The organism is Sphingomonas ginsenosidivorax (genome assembly GCF_007995065.1).
GTDB lineage: Bacteria > Pseudomonadota > Alphaproteobacteria > Sphingomonadales > Sphingomonadaceae > Sphingomonas > Sphingomonas ginsenosidivorax.
In genome coordinates this window covers 2559156-2578100 of sequence record NZ_VOQR01000001.1, presented here as the reverse complement: position 1 = coordinate 2578100, position 18945 = coordinate 2559156, and the positions used below count along the sequence as shown (strand labels likewise).

Below are 18945 nucleotides of genomic sequence, written 5' to 3'. Positions count from 1 at the left end.
CAGGGGGAGGTGGCGCCGAAGGCGACGGAGGGGGCGGACACGGAACGGAAGTGGCCGCCGCCCGCCCCCTCCGTCAGGCTTCGCCTGCCACCTCCCCCTGGCGGGGGAGGATTGCTGGCCACGCCATCGGCGGCGCCCCCTGGCAGGGGAGCATTGCCGGCCAAGCCATCGCTGTCGCCCCCTAGCCGTAGGCCCCCCGCATCCCTATTCCATCCTCCATGAACCTGACCGCGCTAGACATCGTCGTCCTCCTCGCCGTCGCGGGATCCGCGGTTCTCGGGCTGCTGCGCGGCTTCGTCACCGAAGTGCTGTCGCTGTTCGCGTGGATCGGAATCGTCGCCGCGCTCAAACTCTTCCACGTCCCGCTCGCCGCGATGCTGACGCCGGTCGTCGGGACGGTATCGGGGGCCGCCGTCCTCGCCTTCGCGATCATCGCAGGCGTCACCTATATCGGCGGCCGCCTCGTCGCCAACGCGATCGGCAAGCGGACGCGGACCTCGATCCTCGGACCCGTGGACCGCGCGCTCGGTCTCGGCTTCGGCGCGCTCAAGGGCCTGATTCTCGCCAGCCTCGCCTTCCTGCTGACGACGCTGGTGCTCGACACGCTCCACGGCGGCCCGTCGCGGCGGCCACTCTGGATGACCACCTCGCGCACCTATCCGCTGCTCAACGCGACCAGCGCGAGCATCGCCGATTTCGTCGACCGCCGCCGCCGCGGCCTGCCGGTGTTCGGCGCGCGGACGCCGCTTGCTCCCACCACCGAGAACGTAAGCGATCCAACATTATGACGATGGGTATCCCACCGGAAATTCTGCGACATACAGCGTATCAGTACCCTGGCCGGCTTACAGAACCGATGGGATCCGCTGAAAAGCGCTCACCAATTTGCGGCAGCCGAGTCATCGTAGATGTTAATCTGAACAATGAAGGCCGGGTCAGCGATATTGGCATGCGTGTGAACGCGTGCGCGTTTGGCCAAGCCGCTGCAACCGTCTTAGCTCAGAGCTTGGCAAATAGGACACCAGCAGAGTTGTCATCGCTGCGAGATAACATCGCGAATTGGATAGCTGGAAACGGAGACGTTCCTGACTGGCCTGGAATTTGGGATTTACGCCCGGAGCGCCTTAACTCAGTCCGAAAGGCATCAGTCCAACTTGCTTTTCAAGCGGCGGCCGATGCTGCCGAAGCCGCCGCGACCGCCAAGGCGGCGCGCTAATGCACGAAGGCACGACGTCCCTGCTGCGCGACGGTGTCGTCCTGCTCGGGGCGGGGCTCGTCTTCGTCCTGCTGTTTCGCAAGCTCGGGCTCGGCGCGACGCTCGGCTATCTCGTCGCGGGCGCGGTGGTCGGCCCGCACGTGCTCGGGCTGGTCGGCGATGCGGAGGCGAAGCTCGGGATCGCCGAGCTCGGCATCACCCTGCTCCTCTTCCTCGTCGGGCTCGAGCTCAATCCGTCGCGGCTGTGGCGGATGAAGGAGGAGATCTTCGGGCTCGGCCTGCTCCAGGTCGTGCTGTGCGGGCTCGCCATCACCGCGATCGTCTGGGTCGCGCATTTCTCGCCCACCGCAGCGCTCGCGCTCGGCCTGCCGCTCGCGCTGTCGTCGACCGCGCAGGTGCTGCCGATGCTGCAGAGCTCGGGGCGGATGCGCACCCCGTTCGGCGAGCGGGCCTTCTCGATCCTGCTCTTCCAGGACCTCTCGATCGTGCCCCTGATCACGATCGTCGCGGCGATGAGCCGCAACCCCGCCGATGCCAACGCGCCGCCGGGCTGGCTGCTCGCGATCTACACCGTGCTCGCGGTCGGCGGGCTGATCATCGCCGGCCGCTTCCTGCTGCGCCCGATGTTCCGTCTCATCGGCAATCTCGGCGAGCGCGAGATGTTCGTGTTCGCCGGCCTCTTCACCGTCATCGCCAGCGCCGCGATCATGGAGATGCTCGGCCTGTCGACCGCGCTCGGCGCGTTCATCGCCGGCGTGATGCTCGCCGACAGCCCGTACCGCCACGAACTGGAAGCGGACGTCGAGCCGTTCCGATCGATCCTGCTCGGGCTGTTCTTCCTCGCGGTCGGCATGCTGCTCAACCTGCAGGCGATCGCCGACCGCCCGCTGTTCGTGATCGCGATGGCGCTCGCGCTGATCGCGACCAAGACGGCGGTGATCACCGGCATCGGCATGGCGTTCAAGATGACGTGGCGCCAGGCGTTCGCGCTCGGGCTGCTGCTCAGCCAGGGCGGCGAGTTCGGCTTCGTGCTCTTCGCGCAGGCGCAGGCCGGCTATCTGATCGCGCCCGAGGCAGCGAGCCTGTTCGGCGCGATCATCACGCTGTCGATGGCGACCACGCCGTTCCTGATGGGCGTCACGCGCCGCTTCCGCGCCGAGCCGATCGTCGCGGGCGGCGAGCGCGCGGGCCCGCAGGCCGACGGCGCCAACGCGATCATCGTCGGCTATGGCCGGTTCGGGCAGACCGTCGGCCAGATGCTGCTGCTGCAGGGCATCCCGGTCACGCTGATCGACACCGATATCGTGATGATCGACATCGCGAGGGAATTCGGTGCGAAGGTCTATTACGGCGACGGCACGCGGCTCGACCTGCTGCGCCAGGCCGGCGCGGCGGATGCCGAACTCATCTGCTTCTGCATGGACGGCGACCAGATCGAGCCCGATACGCTCGACGGCATCCACAGCGCGTTCCCCAAGGCATCGATCTATGTCCGCGTGTTCGACCGCCGCGCGCTGGTGAAGCTCAAGAAGACCTCGGCCGATTTCGTCGTCCGCGAAGTGCTCGAATCCGCGGTCAAGATGGCGCGCCTCGCGCTGCGCGGGCTCGGCGTGTCGCCCGCCGACATCGACCGCGCGGAGGACAAATACCGGTCGAAGGACAAGGAACGCCTCGCGATCCAGATCGAGGCCGGCGACCTCCGCGCCGCGCGGTCCGAGACCGCCGAGCGCTTTCCCTGGGGGAATGAACCGCGATGATCTTGATCGTCCTCGCCGCGCTGTCGGGCGCCCTCGCGGTGGCCGCTGGCGCGTTCGGCGCGCACGGCGCCAGCGGGTCGGCCGCCGAATGGCTGCGGACCGGCGCGCAGTATCAGCTCGTCCACGTCGTCGCCGCCCTCGTCGCGGCGCGGATGGAGGCGCGCGGACCGGCTTGGCTGTTCGTGGTGGGCGCGGCGATCTTCGCGATCACGCTCTACGCGATGGCATTGGGCGCGCCGCGCTGGTTCGGCGCGATCACGCCCGTCGGCGGCGCGCTGCTGATCGGCGGGTGGCTATGGCTCGCGTGGAGTGCATCCCGCTAGACCCGTCACCCTGAACTCGGTTCAGGGTCCACCATTCCGCGAGCGTAGGCGCCCATGTCGCGGTGGATGCTGAAACAAGTTCAGCATGACGGTCGCTACCGCGCTGGTTCGGCGCGATCACCCCGATCGGCGGCGCGCTGCTGATCGGCGGGTGGCTGTGGCTCGCGTGGAGTGCATTCAACCTGCCGTCATCCTGACGAACGTCAGGATCCAGAGCCAAGCAGCGCTGCGGTCGTTACCCTGGATCCTGACGTTCGTCAGGATGACGGGGGGTGGCAAGGGCTACCGCGCCTTCCGGCACCGATCCGAGCAATAGACAACGCTCTCCCAGTCCCGCTCCCATTTCTTCCGCCACGAAAACGGCCGCTCGCACGCCGGGCAGATCTTGCTGGGCAAATTCTGCTTCTTGACCCCTGTCGGCATCAGCGCGGCTGCGCGTCGAGGAAACGCTCGACGTCGCCGAGGTCCACCGTCTTGTCGAGATAGGTCTGCCCGATCCCGCGCGCGAGCAGGAAGGGCAGGGTGCCCGCCGCCATCTTCTTGTCGTGCCGCATATGCTCGACCAAAGTCGCGCCGCTCGCATCGATCCGCGCGGAGGCCAGCCCGTCGGGCAGCCCGACGCTGTGCCAATGCGCGGCCACCCGCGCCGCATCCTGCCCCGCACACAGCCCCTGCGCAGCGGAGAAGCCGAACGCCAGCGCACAGCCTGCGGCGACGCCCTCGCCGTGAATCAGCGCCTGCGAGAACCCGGTTTCCGCCTCCAGCGCATGCCCGAACGTATGCCCCAGGTTGAGCAGCGCGCGCGTGCCGTTGGTCTCGTGCTCGTCCGCCGCGACGATCCGCGCCTTCGCCGCCACCGCGTGCGCGATCGCATGTTCGCGCAACGCGAGGTCGCCGGCCAGCAACGCCGCGCCGTTCGCCTCGCACCATTCGAAGAACGCGAAATCGTCGATCAGCCCGTATTTGACGACCTCGGCATAGCCCGCGCGCAGCTCGCGCGCCGGCAGCGTGTCGAGCACCGCAGGGTCGATCAGCACCATCGCCGGCTGGTGGAACGCGCCGATCAGGTTCTTGCCCGCGCGCGTGTTGATCGCGGTCTTGCCGCCGACCGAGCTGTCGACCTGCGCCAGCAGGCTGGTCGGGATCTGCACGAATTTGCACCCGCGCTTGAGGATCGCGCAGGCGAAGCCGACCAGGTCGCCGATCACCCCGCCGCCCAGCGCGATCACATGGTCGCCGCGCTCGATCCCCAGGTCGAGCAGCCGGTCGCACAGCGCCTCCAGCGTCGCCCAGCTCTTGCTGCCTTCGCCAGGCGTAAGCACGATCGCCTCGCTCTCGACCCCCGCGGCGGTCAGCGCGCCCTGCAGCGTCGCCAGATGCGGCGCGAGGTTCTCGTCGGTGACGATCGCCATCATCCGGCCCCGCGCCAGCGGCGCCAAATGATCGGCGGCGCGCGCGAGCAGCCCGGCCTCGATCAGGATCGGATAGGTCCGCGCGCCCAGATCCACGGTGATCGTCTTCATGCGCGGAGTGCCTTCAGGATGGCCGCCACGGTCGCCTCGTGCGGCGCCTTCTGGCTGGCGATGTGGATGTGCGCCTGCGCGTAGATCGGGTTGCGGACGCGCGCCAGTTCGGACAGCACTTCCTTCGCATTGCGGTTGCGCAGCAGCGGGCGGGTGTCGCGGCGGCCGACGCGCTCGGCGAGCACCTCGGGCCGCGCGCTCAGCCAGATCGCGGTCGAGGCGGACAGGATCAGCGCGCGCGTCGCATCGTCGATGAACGCGCCGCCGCCGGTCGCGATGACCTTGGGCGTGCCGTCGACCAGCCGTGCGATCACCCGGCGCTCGCCGTCGCGGAAATAGGGCTCGCCGAACCGCTCGAAGATTTCGGCGACCGTCATCCCCGCCGCGGCCTCGATCTCATGATCGGCGTCGACGAAGGGCAGCTTCAGGCGCTGCGCCAGGCGGCGGCCGACCGTGGTCTTGCCGACGCCCATCAGGCCCACCAGCACGATCGGGCGAGGGGCCCGTTGCCCCTTCGCGGGTCCGGTATCGGGGTTGTGGCTTTGCAACATGCTGGCACGCGCTATACAGCGGCGTCGCGCGGTGGGAAACGCCGTGCGCGTTTCCTCCGGTCGTTTAAGGTCCGCCATGTCCCGCCTGCTTCTTTCGGTCGTCGTCATCCTCGTCGTGATCGTGGGTGGGTTGTTCCTGCTCGCCGGTCGCGCGACCGAGCGTCCGCAGACCCGCGTCGAAAAGGCCGTGACGCTTGCGAACCTTTCCTAAGCTTTCGCTGGCGGCGGCCCTGGTCAGTGCAGGGGTAGCCGTCGGCGGGCTTGCCGCGCTGGCGCCCGCGATCGGGCAGGACAAGCCCGAATCGATCCTGCCGCCGGGGTTCGGCGATGCGCCCGCGCCGGCTCCTGCGCCGACGCCCGCTCCCAACGCGGCGCCGGCGCCACCGCGGCCCGGCACGCCGATTCCGCCGACCGCGACCATTCAGCCGCTGCCGCCGCAGACCGATACGCCGCCGGAAACGCCCGCGCCTGCGCCGATGGTCGACCCGGCCGTCCTCGCGCAATATGAGATGCCGGCGTCGGCACGGCGGTCGCTCGACAGCATCGGCCCGCTCGGTGCCGGGCAAGGCGGGATCGACGCGGACGCGTTCGGCACCGCGGACGGCCGCTATGTCGAGCGGCTGATGCGCCGCCTGACCGCGCCGCTGCCGTCGCGCTGGATGTCGATCCTGCTGCGCCGCGCTCTTGTGTCGCGCGTCGATACGCCACGGAACGTCAACGGCGCGGACTTTGCCGCCGAACGCGGCTGGCTGTTGCTGCGCATGGGCGAATCGGTCGCCGCACGCGCGGTCGTGCAGGGCGTCGACACCGACAACTACACGCCCAAACTCTATCAGGTCGCGATGAACACGTCGCTCGCGACCGGCGATCCGGGCGGGCTGTGCCCGCTGGTCGAGGGCGCGATGCGCGCGGTGCCGTCGCGGAGCTGGACGATGGCGCAGGCGATGTGTGCCGGCCTGTCGGGCTATCCCGCGCAGGCGGGACCGCTGCTCACCGCGGCGCGCCGCCGCAGCGTCGCGAGCGGGATCGACCTGCTGCTCGCACAGAAGGTGATCGGGGCGGGCGCCCAGGGGCGCCAGGCGGTGACGATCGAATGGGACGGCGTCGACGCGCTGACCAGCTGGCGGTTCGGGCTCGCGATGGCGACCGCGGTCCCGGTGCCCGATTCGCTCTACGCGACCGCCGGGCGCCAGGTCACCTATTGGCGCGCGCTGTCGCCGAGCATGACGATCGCCGACCGGATCGCCGCGGCGGAGGCGGCCGCGGCGCAGGGCGTACTGTCGAGCGCGGCGCTGGTCGATCTCTACGGTGCCGCTGCCGACGACGACAGCGTGCAGAGCATGACGACCGCGACCGCGCGCGACCTGCAGACTGCCTATGCCGATCGCGATCCCGATGCGCGGATGGCGGCGCTCCGCCAGCTCTGGGGCGATGCCAGCGCGCGTCCGCCCTATGGTCGCCTCGTGCTCACCGCGCGCGCCGCCGCGCGGATGCCGGGGGCCAAGGACAAGGCCGAGAACGACCGTCTGGTCGCGTCGATACTCTCGGCCGGGCTGGACCGGACCGCGGTGCGCTGGCGCGGCCGCGTCGAGACCGGCAGCGACGCCTGGGCGATGATCCTGCTCGCCGATCCCGACGCCTATGGTCGGGTCAGCTATGGCGACCTCGCCTCCTATACCGGTGGCGAAGGCGATTCGGCGCTCAAGCAGCGCATGCTGTTCGCGGGGCTCGCCGGCCTCGGCCGCCTGTCGCCGAACGACGTCGAACGCGCGGCCAAGTCGCTCGACGTGCGCGTCGGCGCCGAGAACAGCTGGACGCGCGCGCTCGATTCGGCCGCGCGCGCCGGTCAGGTCGGCACCGTCGTGTTGCTCGCCGCGACCGGGATCCAGACTTCCGCGTGGAAGGGCGTGCCCCCCGAGGCGCTGTACCGCATCGTCGGTGCGCTCCGTGCCGTTGGGCTCGACGGAGAGGCGCGGATGATCGCGGCGGAGGCGATCGCGCGCGCATGAGCCTGGTCGATCACGCGCTGATCGACCGCTTCCTCGAAATGATGATGGCCGAGGCGGGCGCTGCGCCGAACACGGTGGCGGCGTATCGCAGCGACCTGACGCTCGCGTCGCAGGCTTTGAGTGGTCGGCTGGCGGACGCGGATGCCGACGCCCTGGTGCGGCTGTCGGGTGGCTGGGCGTCGTTGTCGCGCGCGACCGTGAGCCGCAAATCGGCATCGCTGCGGCGGTTCTTCGCGTTCCTCGCGGACGAGGGCCACCGCGCCGACGATCCGGGCCAGTCGCTGCCCCGGCCCGGCACCGCGCGCCCGCTGCCCAGGATCCTCAGCCATGCCGATGTCGATCGGCTGTTTGCGGCGATCGCCGAGCGGCTCGCGCGCGAGATCTCGGACCCGAACGACCTGCGGCTCGCCGCGCTGATCGAGCTGCTCTACGGCTCCGGGCTGCGCGCGACCGAGCTCGTCAGCCTGCCGCGCGCCGCGGTGCACCCCGATCGCCCGTTCCTGATCCTGCGCGGCAAGGGCGGGCGCGAGCGGCTCGTGCCGATCTCCGATCGCGCGCGCGCCGCCGTCGCCGCGTGGCGCGAGCATGTCGCGGCCGACCGCGCCTGGCTGTTCCCCTCGGGCAAGGGCCATCTCTCGCGGATCCGGCTGTATCAGCTCGTCAAGGCGCTCGCCGCCGACGCCGGGATCCCGCCCGACCGCGTCTCGCCGCACGTGCTCCGCCACGCCTTCGCGACGCATCTGCTGGAGGGCGGGGCGGACCTGCGCGCGCTGCAATCGATGCTCGGCCATGCCGATATCGCGACCACCGAAATCTATACGCATGTCGATTCGAGCCGGCTGGTCGAGCTGGTCAACACGCGCCACCCGCTCGCCGACATCCCGCCTCGCGTTGACGCGCCGCCGCGCGCACCGTAACCGCAGACGCATGCCAAGCTTCCTCGACTTCGAGAAACCGATCGCCGAACTCCAGGGCCGGATCGACGAACTCCGCGACACCGCCGCCGAAGGCAGCGTCGACCTCACCGCCGACATCACGCGGCTCCAGGCCAAGTCCGACAAGCTGTTGAAGGACACCTTCGCCAAGCTGACGCCGTGGCAGAAGACGCAGGTCGCGCGTCATCCCGAGCGCCCGCACTTCAAGGATTATTGCGCGGCGCTGTTCGACGAGTTCGTGCCGCTCGCGGGCGACCGCGCGTTCGGCGACGACCAGGCGATCATCGGCGGCTTCGCGACCTTCCGCGGCCGCAAGGTGATGGTACTCGGCCACGAAAAGGGCGACGACACTGCCAGCCGGCTCCGCCACAATTTCGGCATGGGCAAGCCCGAAGGGTACCGCAAGGCGATCCGCCTCGTCGAACTCGCCGACCGCTTCGGCCTGCCCATCGTGACCTTGGTCGACACCTCGGGCGCGTTCCCCGGGATCCAGGCCGAAGAGCGCGGCCAGGCGGAGGCCATCGCGCGCTCGACCGAGGCGTGCCTCGGCGCCGGCGTGCCGATCGTCTGCGCGATCGTCGGCGAGGGCGGTTCGGGCGGCGCGGTGGCGCTTGCCGCGGGCAACCGCGTGCTGATGTTCGAACACGCGGTCTATTCGGTGATCAGCCCCGAGGGCTGCGCCTCGATCCTGTGGCGCACCGCGGACAAGGCGGCGGAAGCCGCCGAGGCGATGAAGATCACCGCGCAGGACTTGAAGGCGTTCGGCGTGATCGACGACATCGTCGCCGAACCGCTGGGCGGCGCGCACCGCGATCCCGCGGCTGCGATCGACACGCTCGGCGCCGCCTTGTCGAACGCGCTCGACGACCTGACGCATCTGTCGCCGGCCGAACTTCGCAGCGACCGCCGCGCGAAATTCCTGAAGATGGGCCGGCTGTAAGACCGACACGAAAAGGGCGGCGGAACAGAAGTCCCGCCGCCCCATCGTTCCATCCCTTGCGGGACGGGCTTACTTGACCGAGCTGTTGAGCTGGCCCGAGACGTTGTTGAAGGTCTTGTTCAGGCTGGTGCCCAGACCCTGCATCGCTGCGATGGCGGCAACGGCGATCAGCGCGGCGATCAGGCCGTACTCGATTGCGGTGGCGCCCTTGTTGTTCTTCAGGAAATTGCGAATCGTCTTCATTCCGGTCTCCATTGTCTGGTCGTTTCAGTCACCCGGCTGGACCGGACGGACCGGATCAGCAAATCGACGGATAAAGCTGGCAGGTTGAGAAAGGTTTAAGACCGGGCCCGTCGTGTCGGATCGTCAGCGCGCGTTGCTGACGCTGCCCGACACATAGTGCCACATCCCGCTGGTCGCGGTGCCGACCGAGGTGACGCCGATGAGCAGGGCAAGGAAGACGAACGCGAGAATCAGGCCGTATTCGGTCGCAGTCGCGCCCCGGCGATCCCGTACCAGACGGCTGAGCGTGCCGGCGGCGCGCTTTACGGCGAACGTAAGGGGCTTCATGACCGATGTTTACCGCCGGGATACTTAACGAATGACCAACGCCGTGGTGCCGAACATCCTCCTTCCCGTCGTCGCCGCGGCGCTCGTCGATGCCGATGGCCGCGTGCTTCTGCAGCAGCGGCCTGCCGACAAGTCCCTCGCAGGATTGTGGGAATTTCCCGGCGGCAAGGTCGAGTCGGGCGAAACGCCGGAGGACGCGCTGATCCGCGAACTCGAGGAGGAACTGGGCATCGCGGTACCCCATGCCTGCCTCGCGCCTGCCGCCTTCGCCAGCGCGCCGCTCGGCGACCGGCATCTGCTGTTGCTGCTCTATATCGCGCGCAAATGGGTCGGCGTACCGCGCGCGCTGGAGGCCACGGTGTTGAAATGGGTCCGGCCCGCGGACATGCACGCGCTGCCGATGCCACCCGCCGATCGCCCGCTGATCGGGCTGCTCGACGCGTTGCTCTGACGCGCGGAACGGCGCTCGTTGCAAAGACAGGGTTGACCGCCGCGCAAAACCCCCGCATTTGCGCCGCCTTCACGCGATCGAGGCCCGATGGCGGAGTGGTGACGTAGAGGACTGCAAATCCTCGCACCCGGGTTCGATTCCCGGTCGGGCCTCCAATCGTGCAGATCTGGTTTCAGGTCTCCGGCCTTGCGACGGGGCCCTAGAATGAAGCGCAATTCCGTACAATAACGCTTGACGTAGGAACTATTGTTTCTAACTAATGTTGGGCTAGCATCGACTGTCTTCGGTCAACCGAAGAAGGCGCTATTTGGGTGCGTACACCCTGAGATCTTCGCCTTCGGTATGCCCTCACGGCACTATCCTGCAACGCTGGCGCGGCGTTCCTTACAAATCGATGCGATAGCGCTCGGGATGCGTGCAGCTTCCGTCGCGCGCCGAAGGATTTTTCCGTGGCTACACTTACCGTAGGTCCCAATTCCACGTTCCGTTCCATCCAGGATGCCATGGTCGCCGGCGGCCCCGGTGATGTCATCCTGCTCGAGTCCGGCTATTCGGGCGAAACCGCCTCGGTTCTCTACACCGGCATGACGATTGCCGGCGACGCGACGTCGACCGGCATCGTGCTCAACCTCGCCGGCGGCGTCACCAGCGTCACGTTGGGCGGGACCGCACCGATCAACGTGTTCGATGGTGCCGACGGCAACATGATCACCGGCAACGACGGCGACAACGTCATCCAAGTCTCGGGCGGCGCAGACGCGGTCAGCGGAGGGCTCGGCCAGGATCGCCTGATCGTCGATTACAGGCTTGCGACCGGTGCGGTCACCGGTGATTCACTATCGAACTTCGCCGAAGCCGGCAGCGGCGGTCGCCTCGTCACGATCAATGGCGGGTTCGAGGACTTCACCGTCCTGACCGGCAGCGGCGCCGACACCATCACCGTCGGTAACGGCACCAACGAAATTCGCGTCGGCGACGGCGCCAACACCGTCACCGCGGGCAACGGCCGCAACCTGATCGTCGGCGGCAACGACGCCGACACCATCATCGCAGGCGACGGCGGCAACCGCGTCGAGGCCGGCAACGGCGCCAATACGATCACCACTGGCGCGGGTGCCGACATTGTCACGACTGGCAATGGCGCCGATTCGATCACCACGGGTGCCGGCAACGACATCATGACGATCACCGGCGGACAGGACACGATCGTCGCCGGTGGCGGCACCGACCAGCTGATCGTCGACTATTCGGCGGCGGTGACGGCGGTCACGGGCGGTGTCACCAGCGGGGACCTCGGCGGCGGCTATGTCGGGTCGATCGCCGATCTGTCGGGTGCCAAGGCCGACTTCATGGGCGTCGAGAATTTCCGCATCACCACCGGATCGGGCGATGACAGCGTTATCACCGGCGACGGCGACGACTATCTTGCTGGCGGCGCAGGGATGGACGTGCTGCGCGGCGGCGGCGGTGCCGACATGCTCTACGGCAACCAGGGCAACGACATTCTGTATGGCAACCAGGGCAATGACACGTTGTTCGGAGGCCAGGGTGAGGACCAGCTGTTCGGTGGGCAGGGCGACGACGTGCTCCACGGCAATCTGGGCAACGATTATCTCGAGGGCGGTATCGGCGCCAACCAGATCTTCGGCGATGGTGGGACGGATACGGCGGGCTATGCCAATGCCGCGACCGGTGTGACCGTCACGCTGGTCGGGCAGGGCGTCGGCGGAACGGGCGCGGTCGCACAGGCTACCGGGGTCAGCACCGACTCGCTCTATGACATCGCCAATCTGACCGGATCGGCCTATGCCGACACGCTGACCGGCGATGCCAACGCCAACGTCCTGACCGGCGGCTTCGGCGCCGACACGCTCAGCGGTGGTGACGGCAACGACACGCTCTATGGCAATCAGGACAACGACACGCTCAACGGCGGGTTCGGCACCGACACGCTGTATGGCGGCCAGGGCGACGACGTGCTGTTCGGCAACCAGGGCGATGACTCGCTGTTCGGCAACATCGGCACCGACACGCTGTACGGCGGGCAGGGCAATGACGTGCTCGACGGCGGCGACGGCAATGACATACTGGTCGGTGGGATCGGCACCAACACGCTCACCGGCGGTGCGGGCGCGGACAGCTTTGTCGCCAATGCCACGGCGCGCGACACCATCCTCGACTTCAGCCAGGGGGCGGGCGACCGTATCGACCTGCGCAGCGTCGACGCGGTGCAGGGCAACGCCAATCCGCTCGACCGCTTCGCGTTCGTCGACAGTTTCAGCGGCCAGGCCGGGCAGCTGACCGTCTCGGCGGCGAGCGATGCGGGCCATTACGTCGTCCAGGGCGACACCAATGGCGATGGCGTCGCGGACTTCGCGATCGACGTGTTCGGTGCGGCCGCCGCGCCCAACCAGGACGCGTTCCTCTTCGCCTGATCGCAGGTCGCGGACGACAAGGCCGGCCGGGGAAGCGATCCCCGGCCGGCTTTTTCATGTCACGCGATACCGTCGGTCCGTTTGTCGCCGACCAGCTCGAACCGCGTCGCCGGCGTGCCGATGTCGATCCCCTCCGCGACGAAGCGCTGCAGCACCTGCATCAACACCGCGCTGCGCGTAGGATAGGCTTCGCGCGGCCCTGCGACGTGCGCCATGCAGTTGAAGCCGATCCGCCCGTCGACGATGCCGTCGAGGAACACGACCGGTGCAGGCGTGTCGAGCACCGCCTCGGCATCCGCGAACGCCTGCAGCACGATCGCGCGCACGGGCCCCGGATCGGTGTTCAGCGGCACCGTGAACAGGATCTGGATCCGCCCCAGCGCATTCGACAGCGTCTTGTTGAGCACCGTCTCGGTGATCAGCTTCGAATTCGGCACGATCAGCGTCGAATGATCGCCGAGCACGATCTCGGTCGAGCGCACGCTGATCCGTTTCACGTCGCCCTCGTCCGCGCCGATCCGGATCAGGTCGCCGATCTTCACCGGGCGCTCGGCGAGCAGGATCAGGCCCGACACGAAGTTCTGCGTGATCGCCTGCAGGCCGAAGCCGATGCCGACCGACAGCGCCGACAGCAGCAGCGCGATCCGCTCGAGCCCGATGCCCAGTGCGGCGAGCCCCCACAGCACCGCGATCAGGATACCGATATAGCGCGCGACCAGCCCGACCGAATTGCGCGCGCTGTCGTCGAGCTCGGTGGTCGGCAGGTACCGATTGTTGAGCCAGCCGAGGAACCCGCGCGCGAGCGCCAGCCCGACGACGAACACCGCCAGCGCGCGCAGCACCGCGTTCGGCGAGATCGTCACCTGCCCGATCGTCAGTCCGTCCGACAGCGTGCCGAGCTGCGAGAAGAACGACCCGAACCCCGCACCGAACGGCGTCAGGATCGCGCCCAGCCCGAGCACGACCAGCATCAGCCGGACGACGCCCGACAGCAGCACGCCGAACTGGTCGATCGCGCTGGGGCGGATGCCGATGCTGCGTCCGATCAGGATGCCCGGCCGGCTGGAGGCGGCGAACAGGCTGGTCGCGACGTCGTCGGCGACCGTGAGCAGGATGTACAGCGCACCGATGACGATCGCCGGCCAGAAGATCACTGACCGCATCAGCCACAGCGCCAGCCCGATATAGCCGCCCAGGATCGCGATCGCCGCGCCGATCGTCGCGGCCGATACGATCAGCGCGACCAGCGCGATCGTCGGATGCGCGAACCCCGACGCGGCCTCGCCGCCCTCGGCCTGCAGCGCGAGGCGCGCGGCACGGCGCCGGCGCACGATCGTGACCAGCGCGCCGATCGCCACCGCCAGCGTCAGCACCGCCTCGGCGGTGTCGGCGGCGGTGTGCGCGGCGCGGCTGGCGCGCGCGGCGTCGTTGACCGCGAGCAGCACCGGATCGACCAGCGCCAGCGCCGCCAGCCACCAGCTCCACGGCCTGAGCGAATCCGCCAGCGTATCGTCGATCGGCAGCAGCCGCCACGACGCCTGGTGGCGCAGCAGCAGCGCACCCGCCAGCGCAGTGATGAACGCCGCGACGACGGTGGCGGGCACCAGCGCCGAGATGATCGGCTCCCACCGCGCATTGACCATCCCAGCGGCGCGCAACCCCCAGGCGAACGCCAGCGCCGCGAGCGCCGGGGTCGCGGTCCCGATCACCAGTCGCCACAATGCATAGCCCGACCGCCGCACGCGGTGTCCCGGCACGTTGTCGATCGCATATTGCCGCCCGACCGCGCGGAGCCGCAGCCGCACCGGTCCGAGCACCAGGATCGCGACCAGCGCGCCGACCAGCGCGAGCCAGCCATGCGCGCCGCGTGCACCCGCGACCGCGGTGGCGAACCCGAGTCGCGCCAACTGGCCGGTCCGCGCCACGTCCCCGGGGATGGCCTGCAACAGCGGCCCCCAGAAGCCCGGCGTCAGGATCGACGGCATCTGCTGCGCGAGCCGCCGACCGCGTCGCGCCGCGATCGTCGCGTCGAGTTCGTCGTCGATCTGCTTCGATTCGATCACGAGCAGTCGTTCGCGCTTGATCGCCGAATCGATCGTCGAGCGCTGCTGGGCCAGCAGCTTGCGCTGTGCGGCGATGTCGGGCGCCTCGGCGACCCCCGGCGTCGGCGGCCCGAGCTGCGCGATCCGCGCATCGACCATCGTGATCTGCGCCTGCAGCGTGTCCGCGCTGTCCGACGCCGCCTTGCGCGCCGCCGCCAGCCGCGCCTTCAGGTCGCGCTGGCCGTCCTCGTCGAGCCGCGCGTCGAGCATCCGGTCGGCCGCTTGCACGTCCTGCGACGCCTGCGCGAGCTGCGCGACCGCGTCGGCGACGGGATCGCCCTTTGCGGTCTGCGCTGCTGCCGCCTGCGTGCAGAACAGGGTGAATACCGCCAGCCAGATCAGGCGGACGCGCGTCATCGATCGGTACGTCATCGCTAGCCTTATACACGCCGGGCGGGGGTTTGCAGGGGCGCCTGCCGCGCCAGCCCGGCGGGCTGCCCCATGGGCGCCCGCTATGGTGTCGGACCTGCGATGCCGCTATCGCGATCGGCATGGCGACCAGCATCACTAGCGGCACCGGCTCCGGCGGCGTGGGCACACGAATCGCAGGGCCGGAGGATCACGTCGTGATCGTCGGCGGCGGCTTTTCGGGGACGTTGCTGGCGATCAACCTGATGCGCCACGGCGGCCCGCGCGCGACGCTGGTCGAGCGCCGCCAGCGCCAGCTCGCCCGCGGCGTCGCGTACAGCGCCGCGCATCCCAGCCACCTGCTCAACGTCCGCGCCGGCAACATGAGCGCGCTGCCCGACGATCCCGACCATTTCGTCCGCTGGCTCGGCGAACGCGGCGAGGGCGACCGCACCACCTTCGTGCCGCGCACCACCTATGGCCGCTATCTGCGGACGATGCTCGACGACACGATCGCGCGATCGGGCGGGCGGCTCGCGCTGGTCGAGGGCGAGGTCTGCGCCTTGGACTCGGCCGAGCGGGTGACGCTGACGATGGCGGACGGCAGCCGGATCGACGCCGACAGCGCGGTGCTGGCGCTCGGCAACCTGCCGCCGCACACCCCGCCGGGCCTCGCGCCCGAGACGCTGCCGGCAGGCACCTATTGTCCCGACCCCTGGGCCGCGGACCTCGCCGAGGACCTTGGCGACGACGACACCATCGTCCTCGTCGGCACCGGGCTCACCGCGATCGACGCCGCATTGCTGCTAGACGCGCGTGGCTTTGCCGGCACGATGCTCGCGATCTCGCGCCGCGGGCTGGTTCCGCGCCGGCATGTCGACGGTGCGCCCGCGACGCGCGGCGTGACCGACAAGCCGCAAGGCGGGCTCGCCGACCTGATCGTGCATGTCCGTGCCCGCGCGGTGGAGATAGGCTGGCGCGCCGCGGTCGACGAGCTCCGCCCGGTCACGCAGATGATGTGGGGCGCCGCCGCGCAACGCGAACGCGCGCGCTTCCTGCGTCACCTCCGCCCCTATTGGGACGTGCATCGCCACCGCCTCGCGCCGCGCGTCGCCGACCGGGTCGATGCCCTGGTCGCCGAGGGGCGCCTCCGCTTCGCCGCGGGCAAGCTGGTCGGCGCGCAGGCTCATGGCACGCAGGCCGACCTGACCTGGCGCCCGCGCGGCAGCGCGGATCCGGTCGTCACGCGCACTGCGCGGATCGTCAATTGCACGGGCCCACAGGGCGACCTGCTCCGCTCCGACGAACCGCTCGTGCGGCATCTGGTGGCCAGCGGCGCGATACGGCCCGATCCGCTGCGGCTCGGGGTGGACGTCGATGCGCAATCGCGTGCGATCCGCCGCGACGGCAGTGCCGACGACCGACTCCACTGCATCGGCCCGATGACCCGCGGCGGCTTGTGGGAGGTCGTCGCCGTTCCCGACATCCGCCAGCAGAGCTGGGACCTCGCCCGCCGCCTGTCCAACGCACAATGGGTGGGCGGCGAGGGGCTCTAGGCAGTCGCTCGGCGCGCTACCGTCGGTCCATCCGGCTGCTCGTAACCGACATCCGATACGCATCGCGGGTCTGTTGCGCGCCGTCGGCGGTATAGCCGTCGAACGCCCGCCACGCGGCGGCGGTGTTGCACACGCGGGTCGCCATGAACGAGCCCGTCGCCGTCATCGACCGGCAGGTCTTCTTCTCTTTCGCCGGTTGCTCCGTCGGCTGTGGAGCCTCCGGCGCCGTCTGCGCGACCGCGACGCCGGATATGAGCAACAGTGTAGCAGTCATTACCGTCTTCATCGCGTAGCTCCCCATTGGAGTATCCCGTAGTTTCCGTCCCGGCAGGCCGGCCATCACGCGCCGGTGGTCTGCCCGGGCAACGACGCCTGCCGAACGATCAGTGGTTCGTGCTGCCGCCGGCGTTGCGCGCCGCCGACATGCGCTCGGCATTTGCGGCGTTCGCGGCATCGATCGCGGTCCATTCCTCTTTCGAATGGCATGACCGCTGCGGAAAGATCGATCCGGTGACGGGTTCGCTGCGACAGATCGGCTTCGGTGGCTTGGCATTGGCCGCCGCCGAACCGGTCGCCGCGGTCTGGGCAAGACCGGCACTCGAACTCAGGATCAGTGCGATCGCGATCATCATCTTCATCGTACGTCTCCGGGAGTCGTCGGGACCATAGCCCGATTCCGTTCGCGTACAATGCGTTACCCGGGCGCCCCGTCGGCCCATCGCCACGATTGCCGCTTCAGGCCCCGAACTCCGGGCCGTCCTCGTCGGGATAGAAGGCGTGCGGATCGTGCACCGGCCGCGGCGCGGCGCGCATCGGCCGGGGCGCGGGCGGCGCGCGTGGCGGCTCCACGGGCGCAGGCGGCAGGGTGGGGAGCCCGCCGCCGAACCGTATCCGGACATAGGCGCCGCTCTGGACCAGTCCCTGGAACACCGCCGCGACCTCGTCCTCCTGCATCCGCTTCCCGATCCACGGCGCGCGCTCCGCACTGACATAGCCCATCTGCACGCCGCGCTCGGACCATATGCCGATCGCGTTGGCGTCATGCTGGTTGGTCGGTTCGAGCCGCAACTCGACCGGGTCGCCGGGCGCGCAGAGCATGATCTCCATGCGCCGGTTGCTCGCGCTCTTGTCGGGGTTCGGAAAATCGATCCCGACGATCGAGGTGGTCAGTTCGTCGCGGCTGCTCAACGGGACGTTCCGTCATCCACCGCAGGCGGTATGACATGCAGCGCCTGGGTCGGCGCGCCAAGGACCGCGGCACGGGCGCGCACGCTCGCTTCGAGGAAGGTGTTGGCGAGCTTCATGAAACGGCGTGGCGTCATACCCAGGAACGTATTGGCATCGCGGTGGAAATGCGAGATGTCGTGATAGCTCGGATCGATCGCGGACGCGTCGGTTGGAGTCCCGGACACGAACAGGGTGATGAACGAGCGCAGGAACCGCGCCCGTCGGAGCAACAGCTTGGCCGGCATGCCGAAATACCGCCGCGACAGGCGGAGCAGCGCCTGCTCGGTGATGCCCAGTTCGGCGCTGAGTTCTCGAACCTCGTTCATGCCGGGCCGAACGATCAGCTGCGACAGCGCCCGGATCTCGTTGATCCGCGGGTCCGTGCGGGCAAACAGCGGGACGCAGAACGTGTCGAGCAGGGGCTTGAGGCTGCGCGTGTCGGGTGCCGTCGCCAGCGTGGTGATGAGGCGATCGACCGTGTCCTGACCCAATATCGTCGCGGCCGGAACGATGAGATTATGGAAGTCGCCCGCGCTCCGGTCGGTGAGCGCGGCCCAGCCCGCCGGGCTGATCCCGATGCCGACCATCATGCCGCCATGCGTCGTCACGTTGAGCGGACGACTGGTGGGGCCGATCAGGCTGGCTTGCGGCATCGGCGAGAAGCGGCGGTTGCCGATGCGGGCCTCGATGGGGCCGGCGTCCACCGCAATGCACAGCATGACGGGCGCGGGAAGGAACCAGTCGGTACGGCAGTCGCGGTTATCCGCGGTGTAGGCGTTGTATCCGGTAACCAGGTCGGCCAGTCTGCGATCTGGCATGTCGTACCGGACCGACAGTCCCTCGGGCAGGTTGACGGATGCGAACTCTTCGGTTGCATGCCGCTCGATCTGAACGCTCATGTGTCTCGACGGCCTCACCTGACGAGCCTTCACGCGGATCGTCATCACAAAACGATTATGGTTTCGCTAGTTAGCTTTTCCATCCGGTCAACCATAATCGCGA

General features: G+C 69.0%; 21 protein-coding genes and 1 tRNA gene. 12 read left to right on the top strand and 10 right to left on the bottom strand.

Annotated features, from left to right (window positions below; genetic code table 11):
• Nucleotides 1-218: 218 nt before the first annotated feature.
• Genes FSB78_RS11650 through FSB78_RS11635 form a run of 4 tightly spaced genes read left to right on the top strand, consistent with a single transcriptional unit; the run spans nt 219 to nt 3296 of the window.
• A complete protein-coding gene (locus FSB78_RS11650) occupies nt 219-788 on the top strand; it encodes a CvpA family protein (RefSeq protein WP_147082800.1) in 570 nt (189 codons plus the stop codon).
• Nucleotides 785-1216, top strand: a complete 432-nt coding sequence (locus FSB78_RS11645; RefSeq protein WP_147082799.1) for an iron-sulfur cluster assembly scaffold protein — start codon at nt 785-787, stop codon at nt 1214-1216. The genes FSB78_RS11650 and FSB78_RS11645 overlap by 4 nt, the downstream gene beginning before the upstream one ends.
• A complete protein-coding gene (locus tag FSB78_RS11640) occupies nt 1216-2973 on the top strand; it encodes a cation:proton antiporter domain-containing protein (protein ID WP_147082798.1) in 1758 nt (585 codons plus the stop codon). The genes FSB78_RS11645 and FSB78_RS11640 overlap by 1 nt, the downstream gene beginning before the upstream one ends.
• Nucleotides 2970-3296: a DUF423 domain-containing protein gene (locus FSB78_RS11635; RefSeq protein WP_147082797.1), complete on the top strand. Its 327-nt coding sequence runs from the start codon at nt 2970-2972 to the stop codon at nt 3294-3296. The genes FSB78_RS11640 and FSB78_RS11635 overlap by 4 nt, the downstream gene beginning before the upstream one ends.
• A gap of 282 nt (nt 3297-3578) precedes the next feature.
• Here FSB78_RS11635 and FSB78_RS11625 read toward each other — a convergent pair whose 3' ends face one another.
• From FSB78_RS11625 to FSB78_RS11615, 3 genes are read right to left on the bottom strand one after another with little or no spacing between them, the layout of a single operon-like run.
• The gene (locus tag FSB78_RS11625; RefSeq protein WP_147082796.1) at nt 3579-3719 is read right to left on the bottom strand and encodes a DUF2256 domain-containing protein; all 141 of its coding nucleotides are present in this window, start codon (nt 3717-3719) and stop codon (nt 3579-3581) included.
• Nucleotides 3719-4819, bottom strand: a complete 1101-nt coding sequence (gene aroB, locus FSB78_RS11620; RefSeq protein WP_147082795.1) for a 3-dehydroquinate synthase — start codon at nt 4817-4819, stop codon at nt 3719-3721. The genes FSB78_RS11625 and aroB overlap by 1 nt, the downstream gene beginning before the upstream one ends.
• A complete protein-coding gene (locus FSB78_RS11615; protein ID WP_147082794.1) occupies nt 4816-5370 on the bottom strand; it encodes a shikimate kinase in 555 nt (184 codons plus the stop codon). Before FSB78_RS11615 ends, aroB begins: the two co-directional genes overlap by 4 nt.
• A 76-nt stretch (nt 5371-5446) precedes the next feature.
• Here FSB78_RS11615 and FSB78_RS19655 point away from each other — a divergent pair, with 76 nt between their 5' ends.
• Genes FSB78_RS19655 through FSB78_RS11595 form a run of 4 tightly spaced genes read left to right on the top strand, consistent with a single transcriptional unit; the run spans nt 5447 to nt 9254 of the window.
• Nucleotides 5447-5581 (top strand): hypothetical protein, encoded by a 135-nt coding sequence (locus FSB78_RS19655; protein WP_277872714.1) that lies wholly within the window; start codon nt 5447-5449, stop codon nt 5579-5581.
• Nucleotides 5565-7379, top strand: coding sequence for a hypothetical protein (locus FSB78_RS11605; protein ID WP_338419975.1), 1815 nt, complete (start codon nt 5565-5567; stop codon nt 7377-7379). Before FSB78_RS19655 ends, FSB78_RS11605 begins: the two co-directional genes overlap by 17 nt.
• Nucleotides 7376-8296, top strand: coding sequence for a tyrosine recombinase (locus FSB78_RS11600; RefSeq protein ID WP_147082791.1), 921 nt, complete (start codon nt 7376-7378; stop codon nt 8294-8296). Before FSB78_RS11605 ends, FSB78_RS11600 begins: the two co-directional genes overlap by 4 nt.
• Before the next feature lie 10 nt (nt 8297-8306).
• Nucleotides 8307-9254 carry an acetyl-CoA carboxylase carboxyltransferase subunit alpha gene (locus FSB78_RS11595; protein ID WP_147082790.1) on the top strand — a complete coding sequence of 316 codons (948 nt, stop codon included), beginning with the start codon at nt 8307-8309 and terminating at the stop codon, nt 9252-9254.
• A gap of 69 nt (nt 9255-9323) precedes the next feature.
• Here the strand turns inward: FSB78_RS11595 and FSB78_RS11590 are convergent, their stop codons facing one another.
• Nucleotides 9324-9497 (bottom strand): Flp family type IVb pilin, encoded by a 174-nt coding sequence (locus tag FSB78_RS11590; protein ID WP_147082789.1) that lies wholly within the window; start codon nt 9495-9497, stop codon nt 9324-9326.
• A gap of 123 nt (nt 9498-9620) precedes the next feature.
• A complete protein-coding gene (locus FSB78_RS11585) occupies nt 9621-9824 on the bottom strand; it encodes a Flp family type IVb pilin (RefSeq protein WP_147082788.1) in 204 nt (67 codons plus the stop codon).
• Between the two features lie 31 nt (nt 9825-9855).
• On the opposite strand from FSB78_RS11585, the gene FSB78_RS11580 reads away from it, so the two are divergent.
• From FSB78_RS11580 to FSB78_RS11570, 3 genes are all read left to right on the top strand, one after another.
• Nucleotides 9856-10275: a (deoxy)nucleoside triphosphate pyrophosphohydrolase gene (locus FSB78_RS11580; RefSeq protein WP_147082787.1), complete on the top strand. Its 420-nt coding sequence runs from the start codon at nt 9856-9858 to the stop codon at nt 10273-10275.
• A gap of 81 nt (nt 10276-10356) precedes the next feature.
• Nucleotides 10357-10430: transfer RNA gene (locus FSB78_RS11575), tRNA-Cys, on the top strand.
• Between the two features lie 294 nt (nt 10431-10724).
• A complete protein-coding gene (locus tag FSB78_RS11570) occupies nt 10725-12710 on the top strand; it encodes a calcium-binding protein (RefSeq protein ID WP_147082786.1) in 1986 nt (661 codons plus the stop codon).
• A gap of 59 nt (nt 12711-12769) precedes the next feature.
• On the opposite strand, the gene FSB78_RS11565 is transcribed toward FSB78_RS11570, so the two are convergent.
• The gene (locus FSB78_RS11565) at nt 12770-15184 is read right to left on the bottom strand and encodes a DUF3772 domain-containing protein (RefSeq protein ID WP_242008228.1); all 2415 of its coding nucleotides are present in this window, start codon (nt 15182-15184) and stop codon (nt 12770-12772) included.
• Nucleotides 15185-15303: 119 nt separating this feature from the next.
• Here FSB78_RS11565 and FSB78_RS11560 point away from each other — a divergent pair, with 119 nt between their 5' ends.
• The gene (locus FSB78_RS11560) at nt 15304-16716 is read left to right on the top strand and encodes an FAD/NAD(P)-binding protein (protein WP_147082785.1); all 1413 of its coding nucleotides are present in this window, start codon (nt 15304-15306) and stop codon (nt 16714-16716) included.
• A gap of 16 nt (nt 16717-16732) precedes the next feature.
• Here FSB78_RS11560 and FSB78_RS11555 read toward each other — a convergent pair whose 3' ends face one another.
• From FSB78_RS11555 to FSB78_RS11540, 4 genes are all read right to left on the bottom strand, one after another.
• Complete coding sequence (locus FSB78_RS11555; protein WP_147082784.1) at nt 16733-17002, bottom strand: hypothetical protein; 270 nt, start codon at nt 17000-17002, stop codon at nt 16733-16735.
• Between the two features lie 97 nt (nt 17003-17099).
• Nucleotides 17100-17354: a hypothetical protein gene (locus tag FSB78_RS11550; protein ID WP_147082783.1), complete on the bottom strand. Its 255-nt coding sequence runs from the start codon at nt 17352-17354 to the stop codon at nt 17100-17102.
• A 97-nt stretch (nt 17355-17451) separates the two neighbouring features.
• Complete coding sequence (locus FSB78_RS11545; RefSeq protein WP_242008227.1) at nt 17452-17904, bottom strand: HIRAN domain-containing protein; 453 nt, start codon at nt 17902-17904, stop codon at nt 17452-17454.
• A complete protein-coding gene (locus FSB78_RS11540) occupies nt 17901-18887 on the bottom strand; it encodes a helix-turn-helix domain-containing protein (RefSeq protein ID WP_147082782.1) in 987 nt (328 codons plus the stop codon). The genes FSB78_RS11545 and FSB78_RS11540 overlap by 4 nt, the downstream gene beginning before the upstream one ends.
• Nucleotides 18888-18945 lie beyond the last annotated feature (58 nt).

What these genes read in the sequence shown, in the direction of transcription:
- FSB78_RS11650 (WP_147082800.1), top strand. Translation starts at nt 219, where the DNA reads ATGAACCTGACCGCGCTAGACATCGTCGTCCTCCTCGCCGTCGCGGGA.
- FSB78_RS11645 (WP_147082799.1), top strand. Translation starts at nt 785, where the DNA reads ATGACGATGGGTATCCCACCGGAAATTCTGCGACATACAGCGTATCAG.
- FSB78_RS11640 (WP_147082798.1), top strand. Translation starts at nt 1,216, where the DNA reads ATGCACGAAGGCACGACGTCCCTGCTGCGCGACGGTGTCGTCCTGCTC.
- FSB78_RS11635 (WP_147082797.1), top strand. Translation starts at nt 2,970, where the DNA reads ATGATCTTGATCGTCCTCGCCGCGCTGTCGGGCGCCCTCGCGGTGGCC.
- FSB78_RS11625 (WP_147082796.1), bottom strand. Translation starts at nt 3,719, where the DNA reads ATGCCGACAGGGGTCAAGAAGCAGAATTTGCCCAGCAAGATCTGCCCG.
- aroB (WP_147082795.1), bottom strand. Translation starts at nt 4,819, where the DNA reads ATGAAGACGATCACCGTGGATCTGGGCGCGCGGACCTATCCGATCCTG.
- FSB78_RS11615 (WP_147082794.1), bottom strand. Translation starts at nt 5,370, where the DNA reads ATGTTGCAAAGCCACAACCCCGATACCGGACCCGCGAAGGGGCAACGG.
- FSB78_RS19655 (WP_277872714.1), top strand. Translation starts at nt 5,447, where the DNA reads ATGTCCCGCCTGCTTCTTTCGGTCGTCGTCATCCTCGTCGTGATCGTG.
- FSB78_RS11600 (WP_147082791.1), top strand. Translation starts at nt 7,376, where the DNA reads ATGAGCCTGGTCGATCACGCGCTGATCGACCGCTTCCTCGAAATGATG.
- FSB78_RS11595 (WP_147082790.1), top strand. Translation starts at nt 8,307, where the DNA reads ATGCCAAGCTTCCTCGACTTCGAGAAACCGATCGCCGAACTCCAGGGC.
- FSB78_RS11590 (WP_147082789.1), bottom strand. Translation starts at nt 9,497, where the DNA reads ATGAAGACGATTCGCAATTTCCTGAAGAACAACAAGGGCGCCACCGCA.
- FSB78_RS11585 (WP_147082788.1), bottom strand. Translation starts at nt 9,824, where the DNA reads ATGAAGCCCCTTACGTTCGCCGTAAAGCGCGCCGCCGGCACGCTCAGC.
- FSB78_RS11580 (WP_147082787.1), top strand. Translation starts at nt 9,856, where the DNA reads ATGACCAACGCCGTGGTGCCGAACATCCTCCTTCCCGTCGTCGCCGCG.
- FSB78_RS11565 (WP_242008228.1), bottom strand. Translation starts at nt 15,184, where the DNA reads ATGACGTACCGATCGATGACGCGCGTCCGCCTGATCTGGCTGGCGGTA.
- FSB78_RS11560 (WP_147082785.1), top strand. Translation starts at nt 15,304, where the DNA reads ATGGCGACCAGCATCACTAGCGGCACCGGCTCCGGCGGCGTGGGCACA.
- FSB78_RS11555 (WP_147082784.1), bottom strand. Translation starts at nt 17,002, where the DNA reads ATGAAGACGGTAATGACTGCTACACTGTTGCTCATATCCGGCGTCGCG.
- FSB78_RS11550 (WP_147082783.1), bottom strand. Translation starts at nt 17,354, where the DNA reads ATGAAGATGATGATCGCGATCGCACTGATCCTGAGTTCGAGTGCCGGT.
- FSB78_RS11540 (WP_147082782.1), bottom strand. Translation starts at nt 18,887, where the DNA reads ATGACGATCCGCGTGAAGGCTCGTCAGGTGAGGCCGTCGAGACACATG.